General features: G+C 70.7%; 23 protein-coding genes, 2 tRNA genes and 1 pseudogene. 9 read left to right on the top strand and 17 right to left on the bottom strand.

The window, feature by feature from the left end; genetic code table 11:
• Positions 1 to 93: 93 nt before the first annotated feature.
• From ndk to NEH16_RS21395, 4 genes and pseudogenes are all read right to left on the bottom strand, one after another.
• On the bottom strand, positions 94 to 507 hold the full coding sequence (ndk, locus tag NEH16_RS21410; protein WP_073965206.1) for a nucleoside-diphosphate kinase: 414 nt from the start codon (positions 505 to 507) through the stop codon (positions 94 to 96).
• 91 nt (positions 508 to 598) lie between these two features.
• Entirely contained in the window at positions 599 to 955 is a 357-nt protein-coding gene (locus tag NEH16_RS21405) for a DUF4233 domain-containing protein (RefSeq protein ID WP_073965205.1), read from the bottom strand.
• A gap of 2 nt (positions 956 to 957) precedes the next feature.
• The gene (folC, locus tag NEH16_RS21400) at positions 958 to 2,478 is read right to left on the bottom strand and encodes a bifunctional tetrahydrofolate synthase/dihydrofolate synthase (RefSeq protein WP_073965204.1); all 1,521 of its coding nucleotides are present in this window, start codon (positions 2,476 to 2,478) and stop codon (positions 958 to 960) included.
• Positions 2,479 to 2,589: 111 nt separating this feature from the next.
• Positions 2,590 to 4,292 (bottom strand): annotated as a pseudogene (locus NEH16_RS21395) (class I tRNA ligase family protein).
• 139 nt (positions 4,293 to 4,431) lie between these two features.
• Here NEH16_RS21395 and NEH16_RS21390 point away from each other — a divergent pair.
• Positions 4,432 to 5,436, top strand: a complete 1,005-nt coding sequence (locus NEH16_RS21390) for a hypothetical protein (RefSeq protein ID WP_265544393.1) — start codon at positions 4,432 to 4,434, stop codon at positions 5,434 to 5,436.
• A 79-nt stretch (positions 5,437 to 5,515) separates the two neighbouring features.
• Here NEH16_RS21390 and clpX read toward each other — a convergent pair whose 3' ends face one another.
• The 5 genes from clpX to NEH16_RS21365 form a co-directional block, all read right to left on the bottom strand.
• On the bottom strand, positions 5,516 to 6,814 hold the full coding sequence (gene clpX, locus NEH16_RS21385; RefSeq protein WP_018103185.1) for an ATP-dependent Clp protease ATP-binding subunit ClpX: 1,299 nt from the start codon (positions 6,812 to 6,814) through the stop codon (positions 5,516 to 5,518).
• Positions 6,815 to 6,969: 155 nt separating this feature from the next.
• The gene (locus NEH16_RS21380; protein ID WP_018518168.1) at positions 6,970 to 7,653 is read right to left on the bottom strand and encodes an ATP-dependent Clp protease proteolytic subunit; all 684 of its coding nucleotides are present in this window, start codon (positions 7,651 to 7,653) and stop codon (positions 6,970 to 6,972) included.
• Between the two features lie 77 nt (positions 7,654 to 7,730).
• The gene (locus NEH16_RS21375) at positions 7,731 to 8,336 is read right to left on the bottom strand and encodes an ATP-dependent Clp protease proteolytic subunit (RefSeq protein ID WP_018103183.1); all 606 of its coding nucleotides are present in this window, start codon (positions 8,334 to 8,336) and stop codon (positions 7,731 to 7,733) included.
• Positions 8,337 to 8,602: 266 nt separating this feature from the next.
• The gene (gene tig / locus NEH16_RS21370; RefSeq protein WP_073965201.1) at positions 8,603 to 9,991 is read right to left on the bottom strand and encodes a trigger factor; all 1,389 of its coding nucleotides are present in this window, start codon (positions 9,989 to 9,991) and stop codon (positions 8,603 to 8,605) included.
• Positions 9,992 to 10,157: 166 nt separating this feature from the next.
• Positions 10,158 to 10,234 (bottom strand) — tRNA-Pro (locus NEH16_RS21365).
• A gap of 154 nt (positions 10,235 to 10,388) precedes the next feature.
• Here NEH16_RS21365 and NEH16_RS21360 point away from each other — a divergent pair.
• A tRNA-Gly gene (locus NEH16_RS21360) sits at positions 10,389 to 10,462 on the top strand.
• A gap of 55 nt (positions 10,463 to 10,517) precedes the next feature.
• Here the strand turns inward: NEH16_RS21360 and NEH16_RS21355 are convergent.
• Positions 10,518 to 10,712: a hypothetical protein gene (locus tag NEH16_RS21355; protein ID WP_073965200.1), complete on the bottom strand. Its 195-nt coding sequence runs from the start codon at positions 10,710 to 10,712 to the stop codon at positions 10,518 to 10,520.
• 445 nt (positions 10,713 to 11,157) lie between these two features.
• On the opposite strand from NEH16_RS21355, the gene NEH16_RS21350 reads away from it, so the two are divergent.
• A complete protein-coding gene (locus NEH16_RS21350; protein WP_265544389.1) occupies positions 11,158 to 12,309 on the top strand; it encodes an acyltransferase family protein in 1,152 nt (383 codons plus the stop codon).
• 95 nt (positions 12,310 to 12,404) lie between these two features.
• Here NEH16_RS21350 and NEH16_RS21345 read toward each other — a convergent pair whose 3' ends face one another.
• The gene (locus NEH16_RS21345; protein WP_265544388.1) at positions 12,405 to 12,890 is read right to left on the bottom strand and encodes an HD domain-containing protein; all 486 of its coding nucleotides are present in this window, start codon (positions 12,888 to 12,890) and stop codon (positions 12,405 to 12,407) included.
• Positions 12,891 to 13,036: 146 nt separating this feature from the next.
• Here NEH16_RS21345 and NEH16_RS21340 point away from each other — a divergent pair, with 146 nt between their 5' ends.
• Entirely contained in the window at positions 13,037 to 14,221 is a 1,185-nt protein-coding gene (locus tag NEH16_RS21340; protein ID WP_265547300.1) for a cation:proton antiporter, read from the top strand.
• On the opposite strand, the gene NEH16_RS21335 is transcribed toward NEH16_RS21340, so the two are convergent.
• The 4 genes from NEH16_RS21335 to NEH16_RS21320 all read right to left on the bottom strand — a co-directional run bounded on the left by NEH16_RS21335 (position 14,207) and on the right by NEH16_RS21320 (position 17,554).
• The gene (locus NEH16_RS21335; protein ID WP_073965196.1) at positions 14,207 to 15,352 is read right to left on the bottom strand and encodes a PP2C family protein-serine/threonine phosphatase; all 1,146 of its coding nucleotides are present in this window, start codon (positions 15,350 to 15,352) and stop codon (positions 14,207 to 14,209) included. The genes NEH16_RS21340 and NEH16_RS21335 overlap by 15 nt on opposite strands.
• 105 nt (positions 15,353 to 15,457) lie before the next feature.
• A complete protein-coding gene (locus NEH16_RS21330; RefSeq protein ID WP_265544386.1) occupies positions 15,458 to 16,267 on the bottom strand; it encodes an Fpg/Nei family DNA glycosylase in 810 nt (269 codons plus the stop codon).
• Positions 16,268 to 16,344: 77 nt separating this feature from the next.
• Positions 16,345 to 16,833: a ribose-5-phosphate isomerase gene (locus NEH16_RS21325; RefSeq protein ID WP_018103175.1), complete on the bottom strand. Its 489-nt coding sequence runs from the start codon at positions 16,831 to 16,833 to the stop codon at positions 16,345 to 16,347.
• A gap of 127 nt (positions 16,834 to 16,960) precedes the next feature.
• Complete coding sequence (locus tag NEH16_RS21320) at positions 16,961 to 17,554, bottom strand: biotin transporter BioY (protein ID WP_073965194.1); 594 nt, start codon at positions 17,552 to 17,554, stop codon at positions 16,961 to 16,963.
• A gap of 388 nt (positions 17,555 to 17,942) precedes the next feature.
• Between NEH16_RS21320 and NEH16_RS21315 the strand changes: the two genes are divergently transcribed.
• The 4 genes from NEH16_RS21315 (at position 17,943) to NEH16_RS21300 (ending at position 22,195) form a co-directional block, all read left to right on the top strand.
• Positions 17,943 to 19,355: an amino acid permease gene (locus NEH16_RS21315; protein WP_265544384.1), complete on the top strand. Its 1,413-nt coding sequence runs from the start codon at positions 17,943 to 17,945 to the stop codon at positions 19,353 to 19,355.
• Between the two features lie 139 nt (positions 19,356 to 19,494).
• Positions 19,495 to 20,136 carry a superoxide dismutase gene (locus NEH16_RS21310; protein ID WP_073965192.1) on the top strand — a complete coding sequence of 214 codons (642 nt, stop codon included), beginning with the start codon at positions 19,495 to 19,497 and terminating at the stop codon, positions 20,134 to 20,136.
• Between the two features lie 163 nt (positions 20,137 to 20,299).
• Positions 20,300 to 21,139, top strand: a complete 840-nt coding sequence (locus tag NEH16_RS21305) for an MOSC domain-containing protein (RefSeq protein ID WP_265544382.1) — start codon at positions 20,300 to 20,302, stop codon at positions 21,137 to 21,139.
• Positions 21,140 to 21,229: 90 nt separating this feature from the next.
• Complete coding sequence (locus NEH16_RS21300; RefSeq protein ID WP_265547298.1) at positions 21,230 to 22,195, top strand: aldo/keto reductase; 966 nt, start codon at positions 21,230 to 21,232, stop codon at positions 22,193 to 22,195.
• Here the strand turns inward: NEH16_RS21300 and NEH16_RS21295 are convergent.
• Both NEH16_RS21295 and NEH16_RS21290 read right to left on the bottom strand, forming a co-directional pair.
• On the bottom strand, positions 22,186 to 23,085 hold the full coding sequence (locus NEH16_RS21295; protein ID WP_265544381.1) for a DUF4232 domain-containing protein: 900 nt from the start codon (positions 23,083 to 23,085) through the stop codon (positions 22,186 to 22,188). The two genes, NEH16_RS21300 and NEH16_RS21295, sit on opposite strands and share 10 nt — an antisense overlap.
• 121 nt (positions 23,086 to 23,206) lie before the next feature.
• A complete protein-coding gene (locus NEH16_RS21290) occupies positions 23,207 to 23,857 on the bottom strand; it encodes a DsbA family protein (protein ID WP_073965188.1) in 651 nt (216 codons plus the stop codon).
• 133 nt (positions 23,858 to 23,990) lie between these two features.
• Between NEH16_RS21290 and pepN the strand changes: the two genes are divergently transcribed.
• Positions 23,991 to 26,582, top strand: a complete 2,592-nt coding sequence (pepN, locus tag NEH16_RS21285; protein WP_265544379.1) for an aminopeptidase N — start codon at positions 23,991 to 23,993, stop codon at positions 26,580 to 26,582.
• Positions 26,583 to 26,647: the final 65 nt, after the last annotated feature.

Genomic DNA, 26,647 nt, shown 5'->3' with positions numbered 1-26,647 from the left:
CGATGCGTTCCCGCGATCGGACACCCTATGCCGAAGGGCGACCGAATTAATTCGGTCGCCCCAGGTCGCGAGCGCTGTTCGGCTGATCCCGGCTCAGGAAAGTCCGGGGAAGAACAGCTTCATTTCCCGCTCCGCGGACTCCTCGGAGTCCGAGGCGTGGATGAGGTTCTCCCGGGTGATCGTGCCGAAGTCACCGCGGATCGAGCCGGGCGCGGCGGCGATCGGGTCGGTGGGGCCGGCCAGGGCGCGGACGCCCTCGATGACCCGCTCCCCTTCGGCCACCAGGGCGACGATCGGACCCGACTGCATGAACTCGACCAGCGGCTCGTAGAAGGGGCGGCCGACGTGCTCGGCGTAGTGCTGCTCCAGCGTGGCGCGGTCCAGGGTACGCAGCTCCAGCGCCGTGATCTTCCAGTCGGCCTTGCGCTCGATGCGGCCGACGATCTCGCCGACCAGACCGCGACGGACGGCGTCGGGCTTGAGAAGAACGAGGGTGCGCTGGGTCATGTGCGGCTCCTTGCAGGCATACGGGTGCGGTGAGGCGACATTACAGGGGCCCGGCGCGTCGCCCGCCGCCGGGTTTGCCGTGGTGGGGCGGTCAGCCCGCCGCGGGGGTCTCCGCCTCGGCCTGGGCCGCCCAGCGGGCCTTCACCTCGTCGATCCGGCGCCCGTAGTGCACCGAGGCCCACCACAGCGCGCCGAAGGCGACGCCCAGGATGAACATCACCGGGATCACGAAGCCGCTCGCGACCAGCGCGACCTGGAGGGCCCAGCCGAGCTGGACGCCGCCCGGCCGGGTGAGCATGCCGCAGAGCAGCACGGAGAGGAGCATCCCGATGCCGCACACCGTCCAGACCGTGGCGTTCGACAGGTCGTCGGACTTCATCGCGACGAGTCCGGCGAACCCGATCACGAAGAACTCGCCGATCAGGGTGGACGCACAGAGCATGCGCATGGTCAGCGCCTTCCCAGGAGCAGCCGGGCCTCGCCGACCGTGATCACGGAACCGGTCACCAGGACACCGGCGCCCGCGTACTCGTCCTCTTCCTCGGCGAGGGTGATCGCCGCCTCCAGCGCGTCGTCGAGCCGGGGTTCGACCTGCACCCGGTCGTGGCCGAAGACCTCGACGGCGACGGCCGCGAGGGCGTCGGCGTCCATGGCGCGCTCGGTGGAGTTCTGGGTGACGACGACCTCGGCGAAGATCGGCTCGAAGGCTTCCAGGAGCCCCCGCACGTCCTTGTCGCCGCTGGCGCCGACCACCCCGATCAGCCGGGAGAAGCCGAACGCCTCGGACAGGCCCTCGGCCGTGGCGCGGGCGCCCGCCGGGTTGTGCGCGGCGTCCAGGACGACGGTCGGGCTGGAGCGGACGACTTCGAGGCGGCCGGGCGAGATAACCGAGGCGAACGCGGCGCGCACGATGTCGGCGTCCAGCGCGCCGGGCTGCTCGGCGCCGACGCCGAAGAACGCCTCGACGGCGCAGAGCGCCACCACCGCGTTGTGCGCCTGGTGGGCGCCGTACAGCGGAAGGAAGATGTTGTCGTACTCGCCGCCGAGGCCGCGCAGGGTCAGCAGCTGGCCGCCGACCGCGATCTCCCGGGAGACCACGCCGAACTCCATGCCCTCGCGGGCCACGGTGGCGTCGACCTCGACGGCCTTCTTCAGCATGACCTGGGCGGCGTCGACGGGCTGCTGGGCCAGGATGACCGTGGCGCCCTGCTTGATGATCCCGGACTTCTCGGTCGCGATCTCGCCCGGCGTGTTGCCCAGGCGGTCGGTGTGGTCCAGCGAGATGGGGGTGACGACGGCGACCGAGGCGTCGATCACGTTGGTCGCGTCCCAGGTGCCGCCCATGCCGACCTCGACCACGGCGACGTCGACGGGCGCGTCGGCGAAGGCCGCGTACGCCATGCCGGTCAGCACCTCGAAGAAGGAGAGCCGGTAGGGCTGCTGGGCGTCGACCATCTCGACGTACGGCTTGACGTCCTCGTACGTGGAGATGAACCGCTCCGGGTCCACCGGGGCGCCGTCCAGGCTGATCCGCTCGGTGATCGACTGGACGTGCGGCGAGGTGTAGCGCCCGGTGCGCAGGTCGAAGGCGCCGAGCAGGGCCTCGATCATGCGGGCGGTGCTCGTCTTGCCGTTGGTGCCGGTGATGTGGATCGAGGGGTACGCGCGCTGCGGCTCGCCGAGCACGTCCATCAGGGCGGCGATCCGCGTGACGGACGGCTCCAGCTTGGTCTCGCCCCAGCGGCCCGCGAGCTCCTGCTCCACCGCGCGCAGCGCCTTGTCGACCTCGGGGTCGGCGGGGCGGGCGGGCAGCTCCTCGGCGCGGGGCGGCCCGGAGGCGGCGCGCAGCGTGCGGCTGCCGGCCTCGATCACCGCCAGGTCGGGGTCGCGCTGGGTCGCTTCGTCCACGATCTCCGCGAAGGTGTCGTCGGGGTCGGACGCGTCGGGCCGGTCGGGGCGGGGCTCACTCACGGGCCCCAGTCTACGGATGGCCGCGGACATCGCGCGCAGCCGCCCGGGGGCCGGACACGCCGGAGCCCCCGCGCCCCTCGGGTGAGGGGTACGGGGGCTCCGGGTGGCCGCTCAGCTCTGCGGCAGGGCCGCCAGCTGGCCGCCGATCCGCTCGATGTCGGCCTCGGCCTTGGTGAGCCGACCGCGGATCTTGTCGACCACGTTGTCCGGGGCCTTGGCGAGGAACGCCTCGTTGCCGAGCTTGCCCTCGGCCTGGGCCTTCTCCTTGCGGGCCGCCTCCAGGTCCTTCGTCAGCCGCTTGCGCTCGGCGTCCACGTCGATCGTGCCCGACAGGTCCAGCGCGACGGTCGCCCCGGCGACGGGCAGCGAGGCGGTGGCGTGGAAGCCGTCCCCGGCCGGCTGGAGCCGGAGCAGCTGCCGCATGGCCGTCTCGTGCGGGGCGAGCGGCGTGCCGGTCAGGGTCAGCTCGGCCGGGACCTTCTGGCCGGGCTGGAGGCCCTGGTCGGAGCGGAAGCGGCGGACCTCGGTGACGACCTGCTGGACGAGCTCGATCTCCTGCTCGGCGGCGTCGTCGCGGAAGCCGGAGTCCTTGGGCCAGTCCGCGATGACGACCGACTCGCGGCCGGTGAGCGCGGTCCACAGGGTGTCGGTGACGAAGGGGACGACGGGGTGCAGCAGGCGCAGCATCACGTCGAGGACCTCGCCCAGGACCCGGCCGGAGACCTCGGCCGGGCGGCCGCCGCCGAAGAACGTGGTCTTGGACAGCTCGACGTACCAGTCGAAGACCTCGTCCCAGGCGAAGTGCCGCAGCGCCTCGCTGAGCTTGGAGAACTGGAAGTCCTCGTAGTACGCGTCGACTTCCGCGACCGTCTTGTTCAGGCGGGAGAGGATCCAGCGGTCGGTGACCGACATCTCGTCGGCGGACGGCAGCTCGCCCTCGATCGTCGCCCCGTTCATCAGGGCGAAGCGGGTCGCGTTCCAGATCTTGTTGGAGAACTTGGCGGAGCCCTGGACCCAGTCCTCGCCGATCGGGACGTCGGTGCCCGGGTTGGCGCCGCGCGCGAGCGTGAAGCGCAGCGCGTCGGAGCCGTACTTGTCCATCCAGTCCAGCGGGTTGACGACGTTGCCGAAGGACTTCGACATCTTCTTGCCGTGCTCGTCATGGCGGACCGGGCCTCGAAGCGGTCGAGCCCCTGCGTCGTCCTAGTAGTCGACCTCGATGTCGGAGATCGCCATCAGACAGCGCGGGCACCAGTTGATGATGCGCTCGGCGCGGTAGATCAGCCCGTCGTCGTACAGGTTCTTGAAGATCGTCTGAACCGCCCCGGACAGGCCCTCGTCCATGGTGAAGCGCTCGCGCGACCAGTCCAGACCGGCACCGAGGCGTCGCAGCTGGCGAGGATCCGGCCGCCGTACTCCTCCTTCCACTGCCAGCTCTTGGCGACGAAGGCCTCACGGCCGATGTCGTGCCGGGACTTGCCCTCTTCGGCGAGCTGCTGCTCGACCTTGTTCTGGGTGGCGATGCCGGCGTGGTCCATGCCCGGCTGGTACAGCGCCTCGAAGCCCTGCATGCGCTTGCGGCGGACGAGGGCGTCGATCAGCGTGTGCTCGAAGGCGTGGCCCAGGTGGAGGGAGCCGGTGACGTTGGGCGGCGGGATGACGATCGTGAACGGCGGCTTGTCGCTCTTGGCGTCCGCCTCGAAGTACCCGCGTTCTACCCAGCGCTCGTACAGCTTCCCCTCTACCTCGGCCGGTGTGTACTGGGTCGGCAGTTCGGGGTTGCTGGCTGGCTGCTGCGCTGGGTTCTCGGTCACGCGGACAGTTTAGAGCCGTCACAGGAGTGCCCCGAAACCGGTTTGTTCCGTAACGGTGTGCCTCCCGGTGGTCCGCGCGCGCGGGCCTTCCGTCAGGATGTTCGCAACGCGTAAGTATCACGAACAGGGGACACCGCAGATGAGCTACAACCAGCCGGGTCCGTACGGTGGCCAGCCGCCGCAGGGCCAGCCCGGACCGTACGGCCAGCAGCCGGGCCCCTACGGCGGTCCGCCGCAGGGCCAGCCGCAGGGGCAGCCCGGCTACGGCTACCCGCAGCAGGCCCCCCAGGGCGTCCCGCCCCAGCAGCAGCCCCAGCCGGGTTACGGCTACCCGCAGGCGCAGCAGCCCGGCCCGTACGGCCAGCAGCCGCCCACCCCGCCGTACGGCGGCCAGCCGGCCTACGGGCAGCAGCCGGGCTTCCCGCCGCCGGCCCCGCAGAAGAAGAAGACGGGCCTGATCGTGGCGTCGGCGGTCGTGGCACTGGCGGTCGTCGCGGGCGGCGTCTACTACTTCACCTCGGGCGGCGGCAGCAGCTCCGTCGCGTCCTCCACCAAGGGCTACAAGCTGACGCCCCCGGAGTCGGTGGGCGAGTACAAGCAGGACAAGACCGACTCGGACAACAAGACCGGTCCGCTGACCGGCAAGGACAAGACCGAGACCGAGGCGATGGGCGTCAAGTCGCCCGTCGAGGCCAGCGCCGTCTACGGCAGCGGGGACATCGAGAAGAACCCGCTCACCGCGAAGATGCTCATGCTGAAGGGCGTCTGGGGCCAGGTCGACGACCCGGAGAAGACGCTGGACGCGGCCTTCGCGAGCGCCAAGGAGGAGATGAGCAAGGACCAGGGCGAGGACGACAGCGAGACCTCCCTCGTCGGCTCGCCCGAGAGCTTCTCCCCCGAGGGCTTCGACGGCGCCCTGATGAAGTGCCAGGTCATCAAGTCGGTCAACAAGAAGTCCGACGGCTCGGTGCAGCAGGGCCCGAAGGAGTTCAACACCCCCGTCTGCATCTGGACGGACTACAGCACCGTCGGCATCGTCTTCGCCGTCGACCTCGGCGCGGCCATGACCAACAAGAGCATGCCGACCGAGGATGTCGCCGACCTCGCCGCCAAGCTCTACAACAGCTCCCGCACCAAGCTCTGACCCGCGGCAGCGCGAAGGGGCGCCCCGCCGGTTCCTCCGGCCGGGCGCCCCTTCGCGTACGTGCGTCTACCGCACCGCGTTACGCGGACTTCTCGTGGCGGCCCTCGTCGCCCTTGCCGATCGTGCGCGGCTCGCGCGGGACCAGCGTCGGGTTGACGTTGTTGCGGACCACGTCGGCGGTGATGACCACGCGGGCGACGTCCTTGCGGGACGGGACCTCGTACATCACCGACTGGAGGACCTCCTCCATGATCGCGCGCAGGCCGCGCGCGCCGGTCTGGCGCAGGATCGCCTGGTCGGCGATGGCCTCCAGCGCCTCGCGCTCGAAGTCCAGCTCCACGCCGTCGAGTTCGAACAGCCGCTGGTACTGCTTGACCAGGGCGTTGCGCGGCTCGATGAGGATCTGGAGCAGGGCCTCGCGGTCCAGGTTGTGGACCGAGGTCAGCACGGGGAGGCGGCCGATGAACTCCGGGATCATCCCGAACTTCACCAGGTCCTCCGGCATGACCTCCTGGAACTGGTCGCTGGCCTGGATCTCCCGCTTGGAGCGGATCGTGGCGCCGAAGCCGATGCCCTTGGCGCCGGCCCGGGATTCGATGATCTTCTCCAGGCCGGAGAAGGCGCCGCCCACGATGAACAGGACGTTCGTCGTGTCGATCTGGATGAACTCCTGGTGCGGGTGCTTGCGGCCGCCCTGCGGCGGCACGGAGGCGGTGGTGCCCTCCAGGATCTTCAGCAGGGCCTGCTGGACGCCCTCGCCGGAGACGTCACGCGTGATCGACGGGTTCTCGCTCTTGCGGGCGACCTTGTCGATCTCGTCGATGTAGATGATCCCGGTCTCGGCCTTCTTGACGTCGTAGTCGGCGGCCTGGATCAGCTTCAGCAGGATGTTCTCGACGTCCTCGCCGACATAGCCGGCCTCCGTCAGCGCCGTCGCGTCCGCGATGGCGAACGGGACGTTGAGCATGCGGGCCAGCGTCTGCGCGAGCAGCGTCTTGCCGGAGCCCGTGGGGCCCAGCAGCAGGATGTTGGACTTGGCGAGCTCGATCGCGTCGTCGCGGCCCGCCCCGCCGCCGTTCTCGCCGGCCTGGACCCGCTTGTAGTGGTTGTACACAGCGACCGAGAGGGCCTTCTTCGCGGGCTCCTGCCCGACGACGTACCCCTCGAGGAACTCGTAGATCTCACGGGGCTTGGGAAGCTCTTCCCAGCGGACCTCGCTCGTCTCGGCGAGCTCCTCCTCGATGATCTCGTTGCAGAGATCGATGCACTCGTCGCAGATGTACACACCGGGACCCGCGATGAGCTTCTTCACCTGCTTCTGGCTCTTTCCGCAGAACGAGCACTTGAGCAGGTCGCCGCCATCACCGATGCGTGCCACGAGGTGCTTCCCCTTCGCCTGGGAGACGCCTGGTTCAGCGGCTCCTGTGCCTCTATCCGACGGTACCTTGCCTGGCCCCCATTCGGGCCCCCCTTGGCACGGTTCACACGGCCGGAGCCGGGTGCCGCAACCGCGCCAAGGGGTGACGACGCACGTCAGGCGAGCGCGCCGGCCGCGCTCTTGCGGGTCGACACGATCTGGTCGACAAGGCCGTAGGCCAGGGAGTCCTCGGCGGTGAGGATCTTGTCGCGCTCGATGTCGTCGCGGATCTTCTCGATCGGCGTGGTGGAGTGCTTGGCGAGCAGCTCCTCCAGCTGGGTCCGCATGCGCAGGATCTCGTTGGCCGCGATCTCCAGGTCGGAGAGCTGCTCACGGCCGGTCTGCGAGGACGGCTGGTGGATCAGCACCCGGGCGTTCGGCAGCGCCATGCGCTTGCCCGGGGTGCCGGCGGCGAGCAGGACCGCGGCGGCGGAGGCCGCCTGGCCCATGCAGACCGTCTGGATGTCCGGCTTCACGAACTGCATCGTGTCGTAGATCGCGGTGAGCGCGGTGAACGAGCCGCCGGGGCTGTTGATGTAGATGGAGATGTCCCGGTCCGGGTCCATCGACTCCAGGCACAGCAGCTGCGCCATGACGTCGTTGGCGGACGCGTCGTCGATCTGCACGCCGAGGAAGATCACGCGCTCCTCGAAGAGCTTCGCGTACGGGTCGTACTCGCGCACGCCCTGCGAGGTGCGCTCCACGAAGCGCGGGACGATGTAGCGGTTGTCCACCTGCGGGCCCGTGTAGAGGCCGCTCGCGGAGGCGCCGGGGAAGTTGTTCATGTGGGTGTTCACCATCCTGGTGGCGTTCTGTGGCTGGGTGTCTCGGCGTACGAGAGATGCGGTGCGGTACGGGCGCTGTCCGGGGGTCCGGATCAGGCGCCGGTGCCGCCGCCGCCCGGAACGCCCGACGCGATCGAGATGATCTCGTCAATGAGGCCGTACTCCTTGGCCTCCTCCGCGGTGTACCAGCGGTCGCGGTCGCCGTCGCGGATGATCGTCTCCACGGTCTGGCCGGAGTGGCGGGCGGTGATCTCCGCCATGCGCTGCTTGGTGCGCAGCAGGTACTGGGCCTGGATCTTGATGTCCGAGGCCGTACCGCCGATGCCGGCCGATCCCTGGTGCATGAGGATGTCGGTGTTCGGGAGCGCGAAGCGCTTGCCGGCGGTGCCGCCGGTGAGCAGGAACTGGCCCATCGAGGCCGCCATGCCCATACCGATGGTGACGACGTCGTTCGGGATGTACTGCATGGTGTCGTAGACCGCCATGCCGGCCGTCACCGAACCGCCGGGGCTGTTGATGTAGAGGTAGATGTCCTTGTCCGGCTCGGCCGCAAGGAGGAGCAGCTGCGCGGTGATCTTGTTGGCGATGTCATCGTCCACCTGCTGGCCGAGGAAGATGATGCGCTCGCCGAGCAGCCGGCTGTAGACCTGGTCACCGAGGCCACCACCGAGGGACGGCTCTCCGGCGGCGTAGGGCATCAGATTCGTCACGTATCCACCTGCTCGTCTCTGACGGCTCCGGCCGTCTCAGCGTCTTCGTACCGGGTGGGCCGGGACTACCCGACCCTTCCTCTTCATGGACCCTAACGCGCAGGTGGAACAACGCCATCCCGCTTCCGCGACTGTTCGCTGGGAGCGCAAGGTCCGCAGCTGGCACAAGGGTTGTGGCGAAACGTCCGCCGGTACGACGACGGGCTCCGGACGCGGTGGCGTCCGGAGCCCGTCGTACGGGGTCAGCGCGAGGCTCAGGCCCCGGTCTTCTCCTCGGAGTCGGCGGCGGCCTCGGTGGCCTCGGCCTCCGTGGTCTCCTCCGCCGCGTCCTCGTCGTCCTCCAGCTCGACGACCTCGCCGTTGGTGTCGACGACCTTGGCGGCCTCGACCACGACGGCGAGCGCCTTGCCGCGGGCGACCTCGCCGACGAGCATCGGCACCTGGCCGCCCTCGACGACGGCCTGGGCGAACTGGTCGGGGCTCATGCCGGAGGAGGCCGCACGCCGCATGAGGTGCTCGGTCAGCTCCTCCTGGTTGACGTTCAGCTTCTCCTTGTTGACGAGCTCGTCCAGGATGAACTGGGTCTTGATGCCCTTGACGGCCTGCTCGGAGGTCTCGGCCTCGAACTCCTCGGCGGTCTTGCCCTGGATCTCCAGGTACTTGTCGAGGGTGAGCCCCATCTGACCGAGCTGGTGGTGCTCCAGGTTGTGCTTGCGGGTCTGGACCTCGTCCGCGAGCAGCTTCTCCGGGATCGGGACCTCGGCGAGCTTCAGCAGCTCCTCCAGGACGCGCTCCTGGGCCTGGGTGGCCTGGTCGTACTGCTTGGTGTTCTCCAGGCGCTTGCGGCTGTCGGCCTTCAGCTCCTCCAGCGTGTCGAACTCGCTGGCCATCTGGGCGAAGTCGTCGTCCAGCTCGGGAAGCTCACGGGCGGCGACGGCGGTGACCTTGACGGTGACCTCGGCGTCCTTGCCCTCGGCGGAGCCGCCCTTCAGCTGCGAGGTGAAGGTGGCCTCGCCACCGGCCTCCAGGCCGGTCACGGCCTCGTCGATGCCCTCGAGGAGCTCGCCGGAACCGATGGTGTACGAGACACCCTCGGCCACGCCGTCCTCCAGCACCTCGCCGTCGACCTTGGCCTCCAGGTCGATCGTGACGACGTCGCCCTCGGCGGCGGCGCGCTCGACCGGGTTGGTGGAGGCGAAGCGGCCGCGCAGCTGCTCGACGGCCTTCTCGACCTCCTCGTCGGTGACGTCGATGGCGTCGACGGTGACCTCGATGCCGGAGTAGTCCGGGATCTCGATCTCGGGGCGCACGTCCACCTCGGCGGTGAAGGCCAGGATCTCGCCGTCCTTCAGCTCCGTGATGTCGACCTCGGGCTGGCCGAGGACGTTCAGCTCACCCTCGTTGACGGCCTCGGTGTAGAACTTCGGGAGCGCGTCGTTGACGGCCTCCTCCAGCACAGCACCACGGCCGAACCGCTGGTCGATGACCCGGCTGGGGATCTTGCCCTTGCGGAACCCCTTCACCGTGACCTGCTGGTTGATCTTCTTGTACGCCGCGTCGAGGCTGTCCTTGAGCTCCTCGAAGGGCACCTCGATGCTGAGCCGAACCCGGGTCGGGTTCAGGGTCTCCACGGCGCTCTTCACGGTTCGGTCTCCTTGGTGGCTGACTTCTTGGGGTTCTGCTCCGCCGCACGGGGTGGCGGCTTCGCGGACCGAGCCCGGTACATCAGACACACGGGCACGCATTTTGCATAGTAACGGCAAGGGGGAGAACTCCCGCAACGCGATCTTGTCCGCGCGATCTTGCCGGTGGTCGGGGTGGCCGGATTCGAACCGACGACCTTCCGCTCCCAAAGCGGACGCGCTACCAAGCTGCGCCACACCCCGTCGGTGCGACACGTAGGGTACATGCAGTGGGACATCGCACCGGCCGCTTTCGGCAGGTCGTCGGGGCGGGTCGCCAAGGGGTGTGCGGACAGCGTCCGCGACCCGCTACGATGCTTGTCGTGCCGCGGTCCGTGTGACCTGCGGCGCCGTGCATGCGGGCGTAGCTCAATGGTAGAGCCCTAGTCTTCCAAACTAGCTACGCGGGTTCGATTCCCGTCGCCCGCTCCAACCGCCGAAGGGCCCGGTCCAGTGGACCGGGCCCTTCGCGTCGTGTCCGGGCGGCTCAGAAGTTGATCTGGCCTATGGAGTCGATGATCGAGTGCATGAACCGGTTGATCGACGGTCCCATGCCCGTCGGCGCCAGGAAGAAGCCGAAGAGCGCCGCGACGATCGCGGGACCTGCCTTGATGGAACCGCTCCGGATCATGACGACCAGGACGATCCCCAACAGAAGCACCACAGACAGCGAAATGGCCACGACTGCTCACACCCTCGGTCGGTCCGCCTTGCCGGCCCGGAGATGTGCGGCCCTGCACCCTCCGTCGCCCCCCATCGTGCCACCAACTCCCGCCGGGGTGTTGCCGGGTGACGTATCGACCTGTCGATATCGCGCCATCCTGCGCCCCTTGCGCCCCCTGTGCGCCCGGCCGGGCGGACCGGGTCCGCACCGGTGGGGCCGCATGATCTCCGGGAATGTGCGACGGTGATCGTTTCCGTATCCACACACTTCATTCACAGGGGAATTCGACGCCGAACGCGAGGTAATTCACTTCGGTCAACTGCCTGATGGATTGCCCCATTTGATCGGGATTAAACAGGCCATAACGGGCACATTCCGTTGGTTTGCCATTTGATATGCAGGGAAGACGCGCTATTCAACGGCGGTTTTACGGATGGCAATCGAGACGTCTAGGGTGCCTGAGATGTTCCACGCTCCGAACGCAATGCAGAGGGCCACACTCCCCCCGGCGACCGAGGAGGCGGAGCCCAGACACGCTGCGCCGACGGCGACCCGGGAGGCCCCCTCACCGGCAGCGGAACGGCCCGCTCCGAGCGGCGGGGCCAAGCAGCGTGACGCCTTCTTCGACAACGCCAAGTACCTCGCCATCGTGCTCGTCGCGGTGGCGCACTCCTGGGTCCCGGTCATGGACGGGAGCCGGACCGCGCGGGCGCTGTACATGGTGGTCTACACGTTCCACATGCCCGCGTTCATCCTCATCTCGGGCTATTTCTCACGGTCGTTCGACCTGAGCCCCAAGAAGGTGAAGCGGCTCGTCACCGGTGTCGCCGTGCCGTACGTGGTGTTCGAGACGGCGTACTCGCTGTTCCGGCGGTACGCGAACGACCAGCCGGACGCGGCCGTCAGCCTGCTGGAGCCCTGGTACCTGACCTGGTTCCTGGCCGCCCTGTTCATCTGGCGGCTCACCACCCCGATCTGGCGCAACCTCCGCCATCCGCTGGCCGTTTCGCTCGTGATCGCCGTTCTCGCCTCGCTCGCGCCCAGCATCGGGGACGACCTCGATCTGCCGCGCGTCCTTCAGTTCCTGCCGTTCTTCGTGCTCGGACTCCAGCTGAAGCCCGAGCACTTCGAGCTGGTCCGCCGCCGCGAGGCCCGGCTGTTCGCGCTGCCGCTCTTCGCGGGCGCGCTGGTCTTCGCGTACTGGGCGGCGCCCCGGATGCAGCTCGGCTGGTTCCTGCGGGACTCCAGCGCCCAGGACATGGGGGCGCCGTGGTGGTCGGGCGCGGTGATGACCCTGGCGATGTTCGGCTGCGCGGTGCTGCTGACGGCCGGGTTCCTCGCGCTCGTCCCGCGCCGCCACATGTGGTTCACGGTGCTCGGCGCCGGCACCATCTGCGGCTACCTGCTGCACGGCTTCCTGGTGAAGGGCGCCGACTACGCGGGGATCTTCGACGACCACGACTGGCTGGTCGGCCCGGCGGGCCTGGTGATCGTGACCGTGGTCGCCTCCACCGCCGTCACCCTGCTGTGCACGCCGCCCGTGCGGCGCGTCCTGCGCTGCGTGACCGAGCCGGACATGAACTGGGCGTTCCGCCGGGACGCCGCCAGGATCTGACCTCTCCGCACCCTTCACGAAGCCCGGCCCCGGTGGCCGGGCTTCGTCGTGTCATCGGGCGGTGTTGGCGGGCGGCGCCGGCGGGCGGTGTTGGCTCAATCCTGTCGCTCCGGGGGCGTGTTCGGTGCAGTGAGCCCCAGCAGCTCCCGTACCCGCGCATACTTCGCGGTCAGCCGGGTACGGGTGGCCGGCTGCAGCACCGCGAGGCGGGCCGGGTCGGCGTTGTGGGCGAGGTCCGCCTCCTTGACCAGCAGGGCGCCGGGGGTGGCCAGGATGCGCCGGGTGTACGCCTCCGGCCCGTCCCCCGCCCGCTTGGTGACGGCGAGCACCATGTCCTTGACCGCCTGCGGCAGCGCGGCCCCGGCCAGCCACTCGGCCGACAGCGCGTCGTCCTCCACGGCGTCGTGCAGCCAGGCCGCGGCGATCTGCTCGTCGCTGCCGCCCCTGCTCCGTACGCCCTCCGCGACGGCCGCGAGGTGTTCCACATACGGGCGGCCGGCCTTGTCCCGCTGGGCGGCGTGGGCCTCGCGGGCCAGGGCCTCGACCTCGGCGAGGGTCAGCCGAGCGTGTGATGCGGTCATGGCAAGGACTCTAGGCGCACCCCCGTACACCGGTCCGGAGAGTTGCAACGTCAATCGTTCGGTAAACTAACCGATGACCATTCCTTGACGATCTCTTGACTCTTCGAAAGGCCGGGCTCATCGGACACGCAGACACGCTCATCGCCATGGGCGGCGCCTTCCTCGCCGCCGCGGTTCTCGCCCGCGCGGGCCGCCGCATCGGACTGCCCACGATCCCCCTGTTCATCCTGGCCGGAATCCTGCTCGGCCCGCACACCCCCGGCATCGTCCTCGTCGCCGACCCGCACGACCTGGAGATGCTCTCCGCGCTCGGCCTGGTGCTGCTCCTCTTCTACCTGGGCCTGGAATTCCATCTGGACGACCTCAAGGCGGGCGGCCGCAAGATGGCGGTCGCCGGGGGCACCTATCTCGCCCTGAACGTCGGCGCCGGGCTCGGCTTCGGCTTCGCGCTCGGCTGGGGCACCTCGGAGGCGCTGGTCCTCGCCGGGGTGCTCGGGATCTCCTCGTCGGCCATCGTCACCAAGGTGCTGGTGGACCTCGGGCGGATCGGCAATCCGGAGACCCGGCCCATCCTCGGCATCATCGTCGTGGAGGACGTCTTCCTCGCCCTGTATCTGGCGGCCCTCCAGCCCATCCTGTCCGGCGCCGACAGTCTCGCCGCGGCGGTGACCGACGGCGGCAAGGCGTTCGGCTTCCTGCTGCTCCTCGCCCTGGCCGCCCGCTTCGGCACCCGGGTCGTCGGCAAGCTGATCCGGACCAAGGACGACGAGCTGCTGGTGATCTCGTTCCTCGGCGCCGCCGTCCTGGTGGCCGGGATCTCGGAGTGGTTCGGCGTCGCGGACGCGATCGGCGCCTTCATGGTCGGGCTGATGCTCGGCAGTACGTCGTCGGGCGAGCGCATCCTCAAGCTGGTGCACCCGCTGCGCGACGCGTTCGGCGCGATCTTCTTCTTCGCCTTCGGGCTCTCCATCGACCCGGGCGACCTGCCGGTCGTGCTCTGGCCGGTGCTGGCCGCCGTCGCGGTCACCCTCGCGATGAACGTGTGCGCCGGGATCGCCGCCGCCCGGGTGTACGGCTTCGGCCCGCAGGCCACCGCGAACATCTCGACCACCCTGGTGGCGCGCGGCGAGTTCGCCCTGATCCTCGCCACGATGGCGGCGGGCGCCGGTCTCGACGAACGGCTCTCCCCGTTCATCGCGGGCTACGTGCTGCTCCTCGCGGTCCTCGCCCCGCTGGCGGCCGGGCGCTCCCACTGGCTGGCCCGCTTCCTGCCGGGCAGGCCGGAACCGGCACTCCCCGAACCGGTCGGCGCCGGTTCAGGACTTCCGTGACAGGAGCAGCAGGGCCCGGTCGTCGTTGACGTCCTTGGCGCACGCCTCGATCAGATGCCAGGCGGCGCCCTCGAAGCCGGTGCTGACATAGCGGTCGGCCTCGCCGGTGAGCCGGTCGATGCCCTCCGCGATGTCCCGGTCGGACGCCTCCACCAGTCCGTCGGTGAACAGCATCAGCACGTCACCGGGGGCGAGATGGCCCTTGACCGCGTCGAACTCGGCGCCGTCGTACACCCCGAGCAGCGGGCCCTCCGCCGCCTTCTCCTCCCACTGGCCGCTGCCGGCGTGGAGCTGGAGGGCCGGCGGGTGGCCCGCCGAGAGGAGTTCGTAGTCGCCGGTCTCCAGGTCGAGGACCAGGTGGATCGAGGTGGCGAAGCCCTCGTCCCAGTCCTGGCGCAGCAGATAGCCGTTGGCGGCGGGCAGGAAGCCGTGCGGGGGCAGTGAGCCGAGGAGCCCGCCGAAGGCGCCGGACAGCAGGAGGGCGCGGGAGCCGGCGTCCATGCCCTTGCCGGAGACGTCGGTCAGGACGGCTTCCAGGGTGCGGCCGCCGTGGGTGCGGGCCGCGACGACGAAGTCGCCGGAGAAGGACTGCCCGCCGGCCGGGCGCAGGGCCATCTCGCGGTGCCAGCCCTGCGGGAGGCGGGGCAGCGAGCTCTGGACGCGGATGCGTTCGCGCAGGTCGAAGAGCATGGTGCCGCCGCGCCGCCAGGGCACCCCGACCCGGGCGCGGAACTGGGCGAGGATCAGCCCGAAGAACCCGCAGGCGGCGACCGTGAGCACGGTGCCGGGGGTGACCCCGGCCGGGCCGTCCTGGTAGGGGCCGAGCCGCATCGACTCCACGATGAGGGCCACGGCGACCCCCGCGTACAGGCCGAGGAGGCTGGCGGGGCGCAGCAGCAGGCCCCCCGCGACGATCGGCAGGACGAGCATGGTGGGCGCGCACCAGACCGGGTCGACCAGGGTGAGGCAGGTGATGACCGGGATGACGAGGAAGAGGCCGGCCAGGGCGATCCAGTCGGAGCCGTCGCCGCGGAAGTAGTCGACCCCGGACCGGCGCAGCGAGGTGTAGACCCGGTGCGCCGATTTCCGCCATCGGGCCGGGTACGTCTCTGCTCCTGCGCGTCGGGCCATTGCGGGGACCTTATCCACCCGACGGCCTCCGGTGCAGGGGGACCCCGTGACAATGTGTTCGAAATCGGCCCGACCGGTGCCGTACTGATGGGTAGACCGTGCGGATTACGCGGACTGGCAGCCGGGACACCAGAAGAGGTTGCGGGCGGCCAGGTCGGCGGTGCGGATCTCGGTGCCGCAGATGTGGCAGCCCTGGCGGGCGCGCCGGTAGACGTAGACCTCGCCGCCGTGGTCGTCGACGCGGGGCGGGCGGCCCATCGCCTCGGGCAGGTGGTCGGGGCGGACGGTGTCGATCCGGTTGTTCCGTACACCCTCGCGCATCAGCTCCCGCAGGTCCGCCCAGATCGCGTCCCATTCGCGCCGGGTGAGGTCCTTGCCCGCCCGGTACGGGTCGATGCCGTGCCGGAACAGCACCTCGGCGCGGTAGACGTTGCCGACGCCCGCGATGACCTTCTGGTCCATCAGCAGGGCGGCGACGGTGATCCGGCTGCGGGAGATCCGCTGCCAGGCGCGTTCGCCGTCCTCGCCGGCGCGCAGCGGGTCGGGGCCGAGGCGGTCGTGTATCGCGCGCTTCTCGGCGTCCGTGATCAGGGCGCAGGTGGTCGGGCCGCGCAGGTCCGCGTGGTGCGCGTCGTTGACCAGGCGCAGCCGGACGGTGTCGGTGGGCGGCGGGGCCGGCACCGTACCGAAGCCCAGCTTGCCGAAGAGGCCGAGGTGGATGTGGACCCAGCCGGTGTCGCCGAAGCCGAGGAAGAGGTGCTTGCCGTGGGCGTCGGCGGTGTCCAGGACGTGGCCGTCGAGCAGGGCGGCGCTGTCGGAGAACTTGCCCTGCGGGCTGCTCACCCGCACCGGCCGGCCGGCGAAGCGCTCGCGGTGGTCGTCGGCGAGGCGGTGGATCGTGTGTCCCTCGGGCACGGTGGCGGGTCTCCTGGGTGGTGCGGGGGGCCGGACATGGCTGTGCCGCCGGACGGACCGGCGGCACAGGAGCGGGGTCAGCCCTGCTGCGGGTGGTGGGCCGGGATCGGGGGGAGCTCGCCGGTGTTCTCGTACGCCGTGAGCATGTCGATGCGGCGGGTGTGCCGCTCCTCGCCGGAGTACGGGGTGGAGAGGAAGATCTCCACGAACTTGGTGGACTCCTCGACCGTGTGCATCCGGCCGCCGATGGAGATCACGTTGGCGTCGTTGTGCTCGCGGCCGAGCGCGGCGGTCTGCTCGCTCCAGGCCAGTGCGGCGCGGACGCCCTTCACCTTGTTGGCGGCGATCTGCTCGCCGTTGCCGGAGCCGCCGATCACGATGCCGAGGCTGTCCGGGTCGGCGGCCGTCTTCTCGGCGGCGCGGAGGCAGAACGGCGGGTAGTCGTCCTGGGCGTCGTAGATGTGGGGACCGCAGTCGACGGCCTCGTGGCCCTGGGCCTTGAGCCACTCGACGAGGTGGTTCTTGAGTTCGTAACCGGCATGGTCGGATCCGAGGTACACGCGCATGGGAGGAGTGTGGCATGTGCGGGGCGGGGGCGCCGACGAAGGGTGTGGTGTGCCCGGTGCCGGGCAGACGCGCGGAGGCCCGCCGTTCCGCGGTGCGGTCGGCGGGCCTCCGAACGGTCGTACGAGGTCAGCCCCGGCGGCCCAGGAGCTTCCAGGAGGCGGGCAGCGCGCCCATGGCCAGCGCCGCCTTCAGCGCGTCGCCGAGCAGGAACGGCGTCAGGCCCGCGGCGATGGCCGCGCTCGCCGACATGCCGGTGGACAGGGCCAGGTACGGCACGCCGACCGCGTAGATGATCGCCGATCCGAGGACCATCGTCCCGGCCGTGCGCAGCACCGAGCGGTCGCCGCCGCGCCGGGCGAGGCCGCCGACGACGGTGGCGGCGAGCAGCATGCCGAGGACGTAGCCGAAGGAGGCGCCGCCCGCGCCGGAGCTGCCGGCCGAGAACCACGGCATGCCCGCCATGCCGACGAGGGCGTACACGGCGAGGGAGAGGAAGCCGCGGCGGGCGCCGAGCGCGGTGCCGACGAGGAGGGCCGCGAAGGTCTGGCCGGTGACGGGGACCGGGGAGCCCGGGACCGGCACGGCGATCTGGGCGGCTATGCCGGTGAGCGCGGCGCCGCCGAGGACGAGGGCGGTGTCCACGGCGTAGCGGTGCCGGGCGGCGGGGAGCAGGTCGGCGAGGACCGCTCCGGTGCGGGCGGGGGCGGCAGCAGTGCTCATCGGGGACTCCGCGGAGGTGAGGGTGGAGAGGGACTGCCCGTGACGCTATCGGACCGGGCCGTGCCCGATCACCGTCAGCGGCCCACAAAGCGGTGATCGGGGCGTTGGTGGGGTTCGCACAAGGAAGGCGGCGCAATCATCGCGGAGCGTGATGCTTGTCACGGAGGTGAGCGGGGATGCGTCCGGGACCGGTCGGGAAGGCGCGCGGAAGCGGGACTGTGAACTCCCTCTAAAAGCGCGGTACGTGACGGTGCCCCACCGTCCGCCGCCGCGTGCGCGCCCGGTGTGGACCCGGTGACCGTATAGCGGACGGCGGTTACCGGCGAGCGGATCACATGTCCAGACTGGTCGGACGTCCCCCGTCTCACCGACCGAACAGAGCCCGTCCATGTCCCGGACCTCCGCGCCCTCCCCCACCGGCTCCCCGGCCACCGCGCCGGACACCGGCCCCGAACCGTCCCTGTCGCACGGCCTGAAGCAGCGCCATCTCTCGATGATCGCCCTGGGCGGTGTCATCGGCGCCGGGCTCTTCGTCGGCTCCGGCGCGGGCATCGCCGCCGCGGGCCCCTCGATCGTCATCGCGTACGCCGTCTCGGGGCTGCTGGTGATGCTCGTGATGCGGATGCTCGGCGAGATGTCGGCGGCCCATCCGGCGTCCGGCTCGTTCTCGGTGCACGCCGAGCGGGCGATCGGGCCATGGGCCGGTTTCACGGCGGGCTGGGCGTTCTGGGTGCTGCTCTGCACGGCCGTGGGCCTGGAGGGGATCGGCGCGGCCAAGATCGTGACCGGCTGGCTGCCCGGGACCCCGGAGTGGGCCTGGGTGGCGCTGTTCATGGTGGTGTTCCTGGGCACGAACCTGGCCTCCGTGACGAAGTTCGGCGAGTTCGAGTTCTGGTTCGCCGCGCTCAAGGTCACCGCGATCACGCTGTTCCTGGTGCTCGGCGTGCTGGCGGTCCTGGGCGTGCTGCCGGGTACGGACGCGCCGGGCACCGCCAACCTCAGCGGCGAGGGCGGCTTCCTGCCGAACGGCCCGGACGGCCTGGTCATCGGGCTGCTCGCCTCCGTCTTCGCGTACGGCGGTCTGGAGACGGTCACCATCGCCGCCGCGGAGTCCGAGGACCCGGTGCGCGGGGTCGCGAAGGCCGTGCGGACGGCGATGTGGCGGATCGCGCTGTTCTACGTGGGCTCGATGGCGGTCGTCGTCACGCTGGTGCCCTGGGACGACCCGAAGGTGGTGGAGGTGGGGCCGTTCTACGCGGCGCTCGACCACCTCGGCATCGGGCAGGCGGCGCAGATCATGAACGTCGTCATCCTGGTCGCCCTGCTCTCCGCGATGAACGCCAACATCTACGGCGCCTCGCGCATGGCCTGCTCGCTGGTGGCGCGCGGCCAGGGCCCGAAGCGGCTGGGCCGGGTCTCCGGCGGGGTGCCGCGCACCGCGGTCCTGGTCTCGTCCGTCTTCGGCTTCCTGTGCGTGCTGCTGAGCTACTGGCGGCCGGACGACGTCTTCCCCTGGCTGCTGAACATGACCGGTGCGGTGATCCTGGTCGTCTGGATCTTCATCGCCGTCTCCCAGCTGATCCTGCGCGCACGCCTGGAGCGCGAGGCGCCCGAGAAGCTGGTGGTGCGGATGTGGCTGTTCCCGGGGCTGACGGTGGTGGCGCTGCTCGCCATGGCCGGCATCTTCGTGCTGATGCTCCGCCAGCCCTCGACCCGCGACCAGCTGCTGGCGTCGGGTGCGCTGACGGTGGCCCTGGCGGCGATCGGGGCCGTACGCCGGCGCCGGCGCGCCGGAGTCTGAGCCGCAACCCCGTAGAACCGCACGAAACACCGGGTCCTAAGCCGAAGGGCTGACCCGGTGTTTCGCGTTCCTGCTGTTAGCCTGCTGTTGCATAGAGGTTGCAATAACAACTTGTCAGCAGTTGGAGGGTTCGAAACCAATGGCCACGTACACGCTCCCGGAACTCCCGTACGACTACGCCGCGCTCGAACCGGTCATCAATCCGCAGATCATCGAGCTCCACCACGACAAGCACCACGCCGCGTACGTGAAGGGCGCCAACGACACCCTGGAGCAGCTGGAGGAGGCGCGGGACAAGGAGGCGTGGGGAGCGATCAACGGCCTCCAGAAGAACCTCGCCTTCCACCTCTCCGGCCACATCCTGCACTCGATCTACTGGCACAACATGACCGGTGACGGCGGCGGCGAGCCGCTGGCCGCGGACGGTGTCGGCGACCTCGCGGACGCGATCACCGAGTCGTTCGGCTCCTTCGCGGGCTTCAAGTCCCAGCTGACGAAGGCCGCGGCCACCACGCAGGGCTCCGGCTGGGGCGTCCTCGCGTACGAGCCGGTCAGCGGCAAGCTGATCGTGGAGCAGGTCTACGACCACCAGGGCAACGTGGGCCAGGGCTCCACCCCGATCCTGGTCTTCGACGCCTGGGAGCACGCCTTCTACCTCCAGTACAAGAACCAGAAGGTCGACTTCATCGAGGCGATGTGGGCCGTCGTCAACTGGCAGGACGTGGCCAAGCGCTACGCCGCCGCCAAGGAGCGCGCGGACGTGCTGCTGCTCGCCCCCTGATCCGGGGCCCCGGCCGGGGCCGCCGAACGTCCTGCCTCGTGATCGTCTTCTCACCCTTCACCTGGCAGGCGGATGAAGGGGAGGCCCCCGCCTGGACGTGACAGGCGGGGCCTCTCTGCGGTCCGGGCCCGGCTGCCATGATGTCCGGCATGAGGAGCACGTCATGACGATCACCGTCCACGAGCTGGTGTACTACCCGGTCAAGGGCTGCGCCGGGACCCGGGTCGACTCCGCGCGGGTCACCCTCACCGGCCTGGAGCACGACCGGACGTTCATGGTGGTCGACGCGGCCGACGGCGCGTTCCGCAGCCAGCGCACCCACCCCGCGATGGCGGCGATCGGGGTCCGGGTCCTCGACGCCGGGGCGGCCCTCGACCTGTCCGCCGAGGCCGTCGGGGCCCTGCGCCTGGAGGTGGCGCCGGACGGGCCGCGCCGCGAGGTCAGCATGTTCGGCCGGGACCTCGGCGAAGCCGTCGACCAGGGCGACGAGGCCGCGCGGTGGTTCTCCGACGCGCTCGGGGCCGCGTGCCGGCTGGTCCGGGTGGTCCCCGGCTTCGACCGCGACGGCTGGGGCGAGACCCCCGGCAAGGTCAACTTCGGGGACGCACACGCGGTCCTGGTCACCTCGACCGCCTCGCTGGCCGGTCTGAACGCCCGCATCGCGGCCCGGGGCGACGCCGCGCCCGTGCCCATGGACCGCTTCCGGGCCAACATCGTGCTGACCGGCGACGACGAGCCGCACTTCGAGGACCGGGTGGCGCGGATGACCGCGGGCACCGCCGAACTCGCCCACTCGGTCAAGGCGATCCGGTGCAACGTCCCGCTCATCGACCAGCGGACCGGGCGCCGCGCGGGCCCGGAGCCGGTGCGCACCCTGGCCACGTACCGCAGGGAGCCGGAGTTCGGCAACAAGCTCAGCTTCGGCGCGAAGAACGCGGTGGTCCGCGAGGGCGTGGTGCGGGTCGGCGACCCGGTCTCCGTGCACAGCCCGGTGGGCGGCTGAACACCCCGTAAAACCAGCTGCCCCGGCGGGTCGACTCCCCTATCGTCGTGCTGGTTTGCCCGGAACGGGACGACGACGTGGAGGATGACTGTGCGCTACCGCGAGCTGGGACGCAGCGGACTTTCGGTGTCCGAGATCGGCTACGGGGCCTGGGGCATCGGGGAGTCGAGCTGGGTGGGGGCGACGCGGGACGAGTCGCTGCGCGCCCTGCACCGGGCCGTCGACCTCGGGGTGAACCTCATCGACACCGCGCGCGGCTACGGCGAGAGCGAGCGCATCGTCGGGCAGCTGGTCCGCGAACGGGCCGGTGACGAGGTGCTGGTGGCGACCAAGGTGCCGCCGAGGAACGGGGTGTGGCCGGCGGCGGACGGGCTGGACCCGGCGGAGACGTTCCCCGGGGAGCACATCCGTACCAGCCTGGAGACCAGCCTCGCCGCCTCCGGGCTCGACCACTTCGACGTGCTCCAGTTCCACGTCTGGAACGACGAGTGGCTGGGGCGCGGGGACTGGCTGGAGACCGTCGCGGCGCTGAAGCAGGAGGGCAAGATCCGCCTGTTCGGGGTCTCCGTCAACGACCACGCGCCGGAGAGCGCGGTCGCGCTCGTGCGCAGCGGTCTCGTGGACAGCGTGCAGGTCATCTACAACGTGTTCGACCAGGCCCCCGCCGACGAGCTGTTCCCGGCCTGCGCGGAGCACGGGGTCGGCGTGATCGTCCGGGTCGCGCTGGACGAGGGCGGTCTCACCGGCCGGATCACCGCGGACACGACGTTCCCCGAGGGCGACTTCCGCAACCGCTACTTCAAGGGCGACCGCCCCGCCCAGGTCGAGCGGCGCGTCGCGGCGATCGTGGCGGACCTCGGCATCGAGCCGGACGCCATCGCGGAGCACGCGCTGCGGTTCGTCCTGAGCCACCCGGCGGTCTCCACGGTGATCCCGGGGATGCGCAGCGTCCGGAACGTGGAGCGCAACACCGCGCTCAGCGACGGACAGCCGCTCACCGCCGAGCAGTTGGCGGTCCTGGCCAAGCACAGCTGGCCGCGCAACTTCTACTCCTGAGAGGCGCCCGCGCCCGCCGGGGTCTTCGTCCACGGGCCGACGCCCAGCCGGCCCGTGGTGCCGAGGTCCAGCTCCGGGGTGACCGTCACGGGCCCGGCGCCGGGCTTCGCGGTGACCTCGACGTAGGGGGCGTCGACCGGGTCGCCGTCCGTGGTGGTGTTGCGCCAGGCGAGGGTGGCGGACGCGCTCTCGCCGGGGCGCAGTGTGACGGGGCGGGGTGCGGCGTCGCCGCCGATGCCGGTGGAGATCGCGGTGGTGCCGTGCAGGACCTTGACCCCGGTCACCGGCTCGCGGTCCTCGCCGAGCAGCCGGAGCGCCGGGTAGCCGTTCAGCTCGTAGTCGGCGGTCCCGCAGTTGGCGAGGTGGATGCCCACGACGCGCAGCCCCATCGCGGCGTCGCCCCGGTCGTTGGTGATGCGGACCCCGGAGGGCGGGCAGGCGCCGTCCCCGGTCGGGGCCCCGTCGGCCGGGACGGCCCGCACCTTCGTGATCCGGGCCCGGTACGCGCGGGCCGAGCCCGGTCCGTCCTCGGTGTCCAGGGGCCGCCGCACGGTCTGGCCGGGCTTCACCGCCTCGACGGTGCGCGTGATGGTGTCCATGGCCTCGCCGAACCCGTTGACCAGGGCGAACGTGAGGGTGAAGGTGAGCGGTTCCTGGTCGGTGTTGGTGACCTCGTACCCGGTGGACGGGGCGCCGGAGGGGCCGCACTTGCCGCTGACCACCTTGACGTTGTCCCAGGTCCGTCCGGCGGGGTCGGGGAGCGGCGCGAGGGAGGCGCAGGTCGCCCCGGGCGAGGCGGAGGCCCCGGCGGCGGTCTCCTTCCCGCATCCGCTGAGCAGCGCGGTGCTCGCGAGGGCGGCACACAGGGCGAGGGCGGTGGCGGGGCGCATCCGCCCAGAAGATCAAAGGGCGGCCGGGGCGGGCTGTGTGCCAGGTCACATATCGCGTCACGGTGGCGTCACAGCCTTCGGCGGGGACCGGCCGGGACCGGCCCCCGCCGGGGCGGGCGGGTCAGTCGAAGATCGGGCCCTGCGTGCGGGTGCGCTTGATCTCGTAGAAGCCGGGGATCGAGGCGACCATCAGGGTGCCGTCCCAGAGCTTCGCGGCCTCCTCGCCCTTGGGGGCCGGGGTGACGACCGGGCCGAAGAAGGCGATCTGCTCGCCGTCGGCGCCGGGGACGGCTATTACCGGCGTCCCGACCTCCTGGCCCACCTTCTCGATGCCCTCCTTGTGGGAGGCGCGCAGCTCGGTGTCGTAGGTGTCGGAGTCCGCGTGATCGGCGAGCTCGACGGGGAGGCCGACGTCCTTGAGGGCGTTCTCGACGGCCTCGCGGGTCGGGCCCTCGCCGCGGTTGTGGAAGCGGGTGCCGAGCGCGGTGTAGAGGGGGCCGACGACCTCGTCGCCGTGCAGCTGCTGGGCGGCGACCACGACGCGGACCGGGCCCCACGCCTTGTTCTCCAGCATGTCGCGGTACTCGGCGGGCAGCTCGTCGAGCCGGTTCTCGTTGAGCACGGCCAGGCTCATGACGTGCCAGCGGACCTCGACGTCGCGGACCTTCTCCACCTCCAGCATCCAGCGGGAGGTCATCCAGGCCCAGGGGCAGAGCGGGTCGAACCAGAAGTCGACGGGGGTCCTGCCGGTTGCCGTGCTGTTCTCAGACATGTCTCTCCTCAAACGGACCGATCTCACTCTGTGCGCGAGAACACCGCGGGGCGCCCCGGCCATTCCCGAGTGCCCGGCCGGGAGGCGGCATGGGAGGATCAAACTATTCGAACGTGACACAAAGGAGTGTGCCGTGCCCGGCGAGAACCTGTCCCGAGACGAGGCCCGTGAGCGGGCCGAGCTGCTGACCGTCGACGGTTACGACGTCGAACTCGACGTCCGCTCCGCGACCGGCGGGCCCGGCCGGGACGACCTGGCGGACGGTCCGCTGACCTTCCGCTCGGTGACGACGATCCGCTTCCGCGCGGCGCGCGGCGGCGCGTCCACCTTCGCGGACCTCATCGCCCCCTCCGTCAACGCGGTGACCCTGGACGGCACCGCGCTGGACCCGGCGGCCGTGTTCGACGGGGCGCGGATCGCGCTGGCGGACCTGGCGGAGGGCGAACACGTCCTGGTGGTCGACGCGCAGTGCGCGTACAGCCGGACCGGCGAGGGCATGCACCGCTTCGTGGACCCGGAGGACGGCGAGGTCTACCTCTACACCCAGTACGAGCCGGCGGACGCCCGTCGCGTCTTCGCCAACTTCGAGCAGCCCGACCTCAAGGCCCCCTACCGCTTCCGGGTGACGGCGCCCGCCGAGTGGACGGTGTGGAGCAACGGCGCGGAGGAGTCCCGCGAGGGCGGGGTGTGGCGGTTCGCGGAGACCGAGCCGATCTCGACGTACATCACGGCGGTCGTCGCCGGTCCGTACCACTACGTCACCGACTCCTACAGCCGGACCTTCGAGGACGGCACGACGCTGGAGATCCCGCTCGGCGCGATGTGCCGCAAGGGGCTCGCCAAGCACTTCGACGCCGACGACATCTTCCTGATCACCAAGCAGGGCCTGGACTTCTTCCACGACAACTTCGACTACCCGTACCCGTTCGGGAAGTACGACCAGGCGTTCGTGCCCGAGTACAACCTCGGCGCGATGGAGAACCCGGGCTGTGTCACGTTCCGCGAGGAGTACATCTTCCGCGGCAAGGTGACGCAGGCGGCGTACGAAAGCCGGGCCAACGTCATCCTGCACGAGATGGCGCACATGTGGTTCGGGGACCTCGTCACCATGCAGTGGTGGGACGACCTGTGGCTGAAGGAGTCCTTCGCGGACTTCATGGGCGTCTTCGCGATGACCGGCGCGACCCGTTTCGAGGACGGCTGGATCACCTTCGCCAACAACCGCAAGTCCTGGGCGTACCGCGCCGACCAGCTGCCCTCCACCCACCCGATCACGGCCGACATCCGTGACCTGGAGGACGCCAAGCTGAACTTCGACGGCATCACGTACGCCAAGGGCGCCTCCGTCCTCAAGCAGCTGGTGGCGTACGTGGGACGGGACGCGTTCCTGGAGGGCGCCCGCCGCTACTTCAAGAAGCACGCGTACGGGAACACCCGGCTCGGGGACCTGCTGTCGGTGCTGTCCGAGACGTCCGGCCGGGACATGACCGCCTGGTCGCGCTCCTGGCTCCAGACCGCGGGCGTCAACTCGCTGACCCCGGTCGCGACGTACGACGCGGCCGGCCGGATCACCGAGCTGGCCGTCCTCCAGGAGGCCGCCGAGTCCCACCCGGAACTGCGGCCGCACCGGGTCGCCGTCGGCCTCTACAGCCGCAACCCCGAGGGCGAGCTGGTGCGTTACGCGCGTGCCGAGGCGGACGTGTCGGGGCCGCGCACCGTGATCGGGGAGCTGGCGGGGGCCGAGCGGCCCGAGCTGATCCTCGTCAACGACGACGACCTGACGTACTGCAAGGTCCGCTTCGACGAGGTGTCGCTCGCCACCCTGCGCGCGCACCTGGGCGACATCACGGACCCGCTGGCCCGCGCGCTGTGCTGGTCCGCGCTGTGGAACCTGACCCGCGACGGGCTGATGCCGGCCCGCGACTTCGTCTCGCTGGTCCTGGCGTTCGCCGGGCGCGAGACGGACATCGGTGTCCTCCAGATGCTGCACGCCTGGACGCGCGGCGCGCTCGTCAACTACGCGGCTCCCGCCTGGCGCGAGGAGGGCGGCCGGGCGCTGGCCGAGGGCGCGCTCGGCGAACTCCGGCTGGCCGAGCCGGGCAGCGAGCACCAGCTCGCCTGGGCCCGGTTCTTCGCGTCGGTCGCCGCGTCGGACTCCGACTTCCAGCTGCTGGCCGGGCTGCTCGACGGGTCCGCCCGGATCGACGGGCTCGACGTCGACCAGGAGCTGCGCTGGGCGTTCCTGTCGCCGCTGGTCGCCCACAGCGCGGCCGACGAGGCGGCGGTCGACGCGGAGCTGGCCCGGGACGACACCGCCTCCGGCAAGCGGCACCACGTACGGTGCCTGGCCTCGCGGCCGTCCGCCGAGGTGAAGGCCCGGGCGTGGGCGGACGTCGTGGAGTCGGACGCGCTGTCCAACGCGCTGGTGGAGGCGACGATCGCGGGCTTCGCGCAGTCGTCCCAGCGGGAGCTGCTGGCGCCGTACACCGCGCGGTACTTCGAGGCGATCGAGCGGGTCTGGGCCGAGCGGTCGATCCAGATCGGGATGGCCGTGGTGAAGGGGCTGTTCCCGTCCCTCCAGGACGACCCGGCGACGCTGGAGGCGACCGACGCGTGGCTGGCGGCCCGGGCGGACGCGGCGCCGGCGCTGCGGCGGCTGGTGCTGGAGGCCCGGGACGACCTGGCCCGCGCGCTGCGGGCGCAGGCCGCGGATTCGGTGGCGTAGCGGAGGGCGTCCGGCCCGGGGCCCTTGCCCGGTGGCCGTGGTCCCGGGCAAGGGTTCCGTCCTCA

The sequence above is a fragment of the Streptomyces drozdowiczii genome, assembly GCF_026167665.1.
GTDB lineage: Bacteria > Actinomycetota > Actinomycetes > Streptomycetales > Streptomycetaceae > Streptomyces > Streptomyces drozdowiczii_A.
Note: the sequence above shows the minus strand (reverse complement) of the source record. Positions and strands in the feature narration are given on the sequence as shown.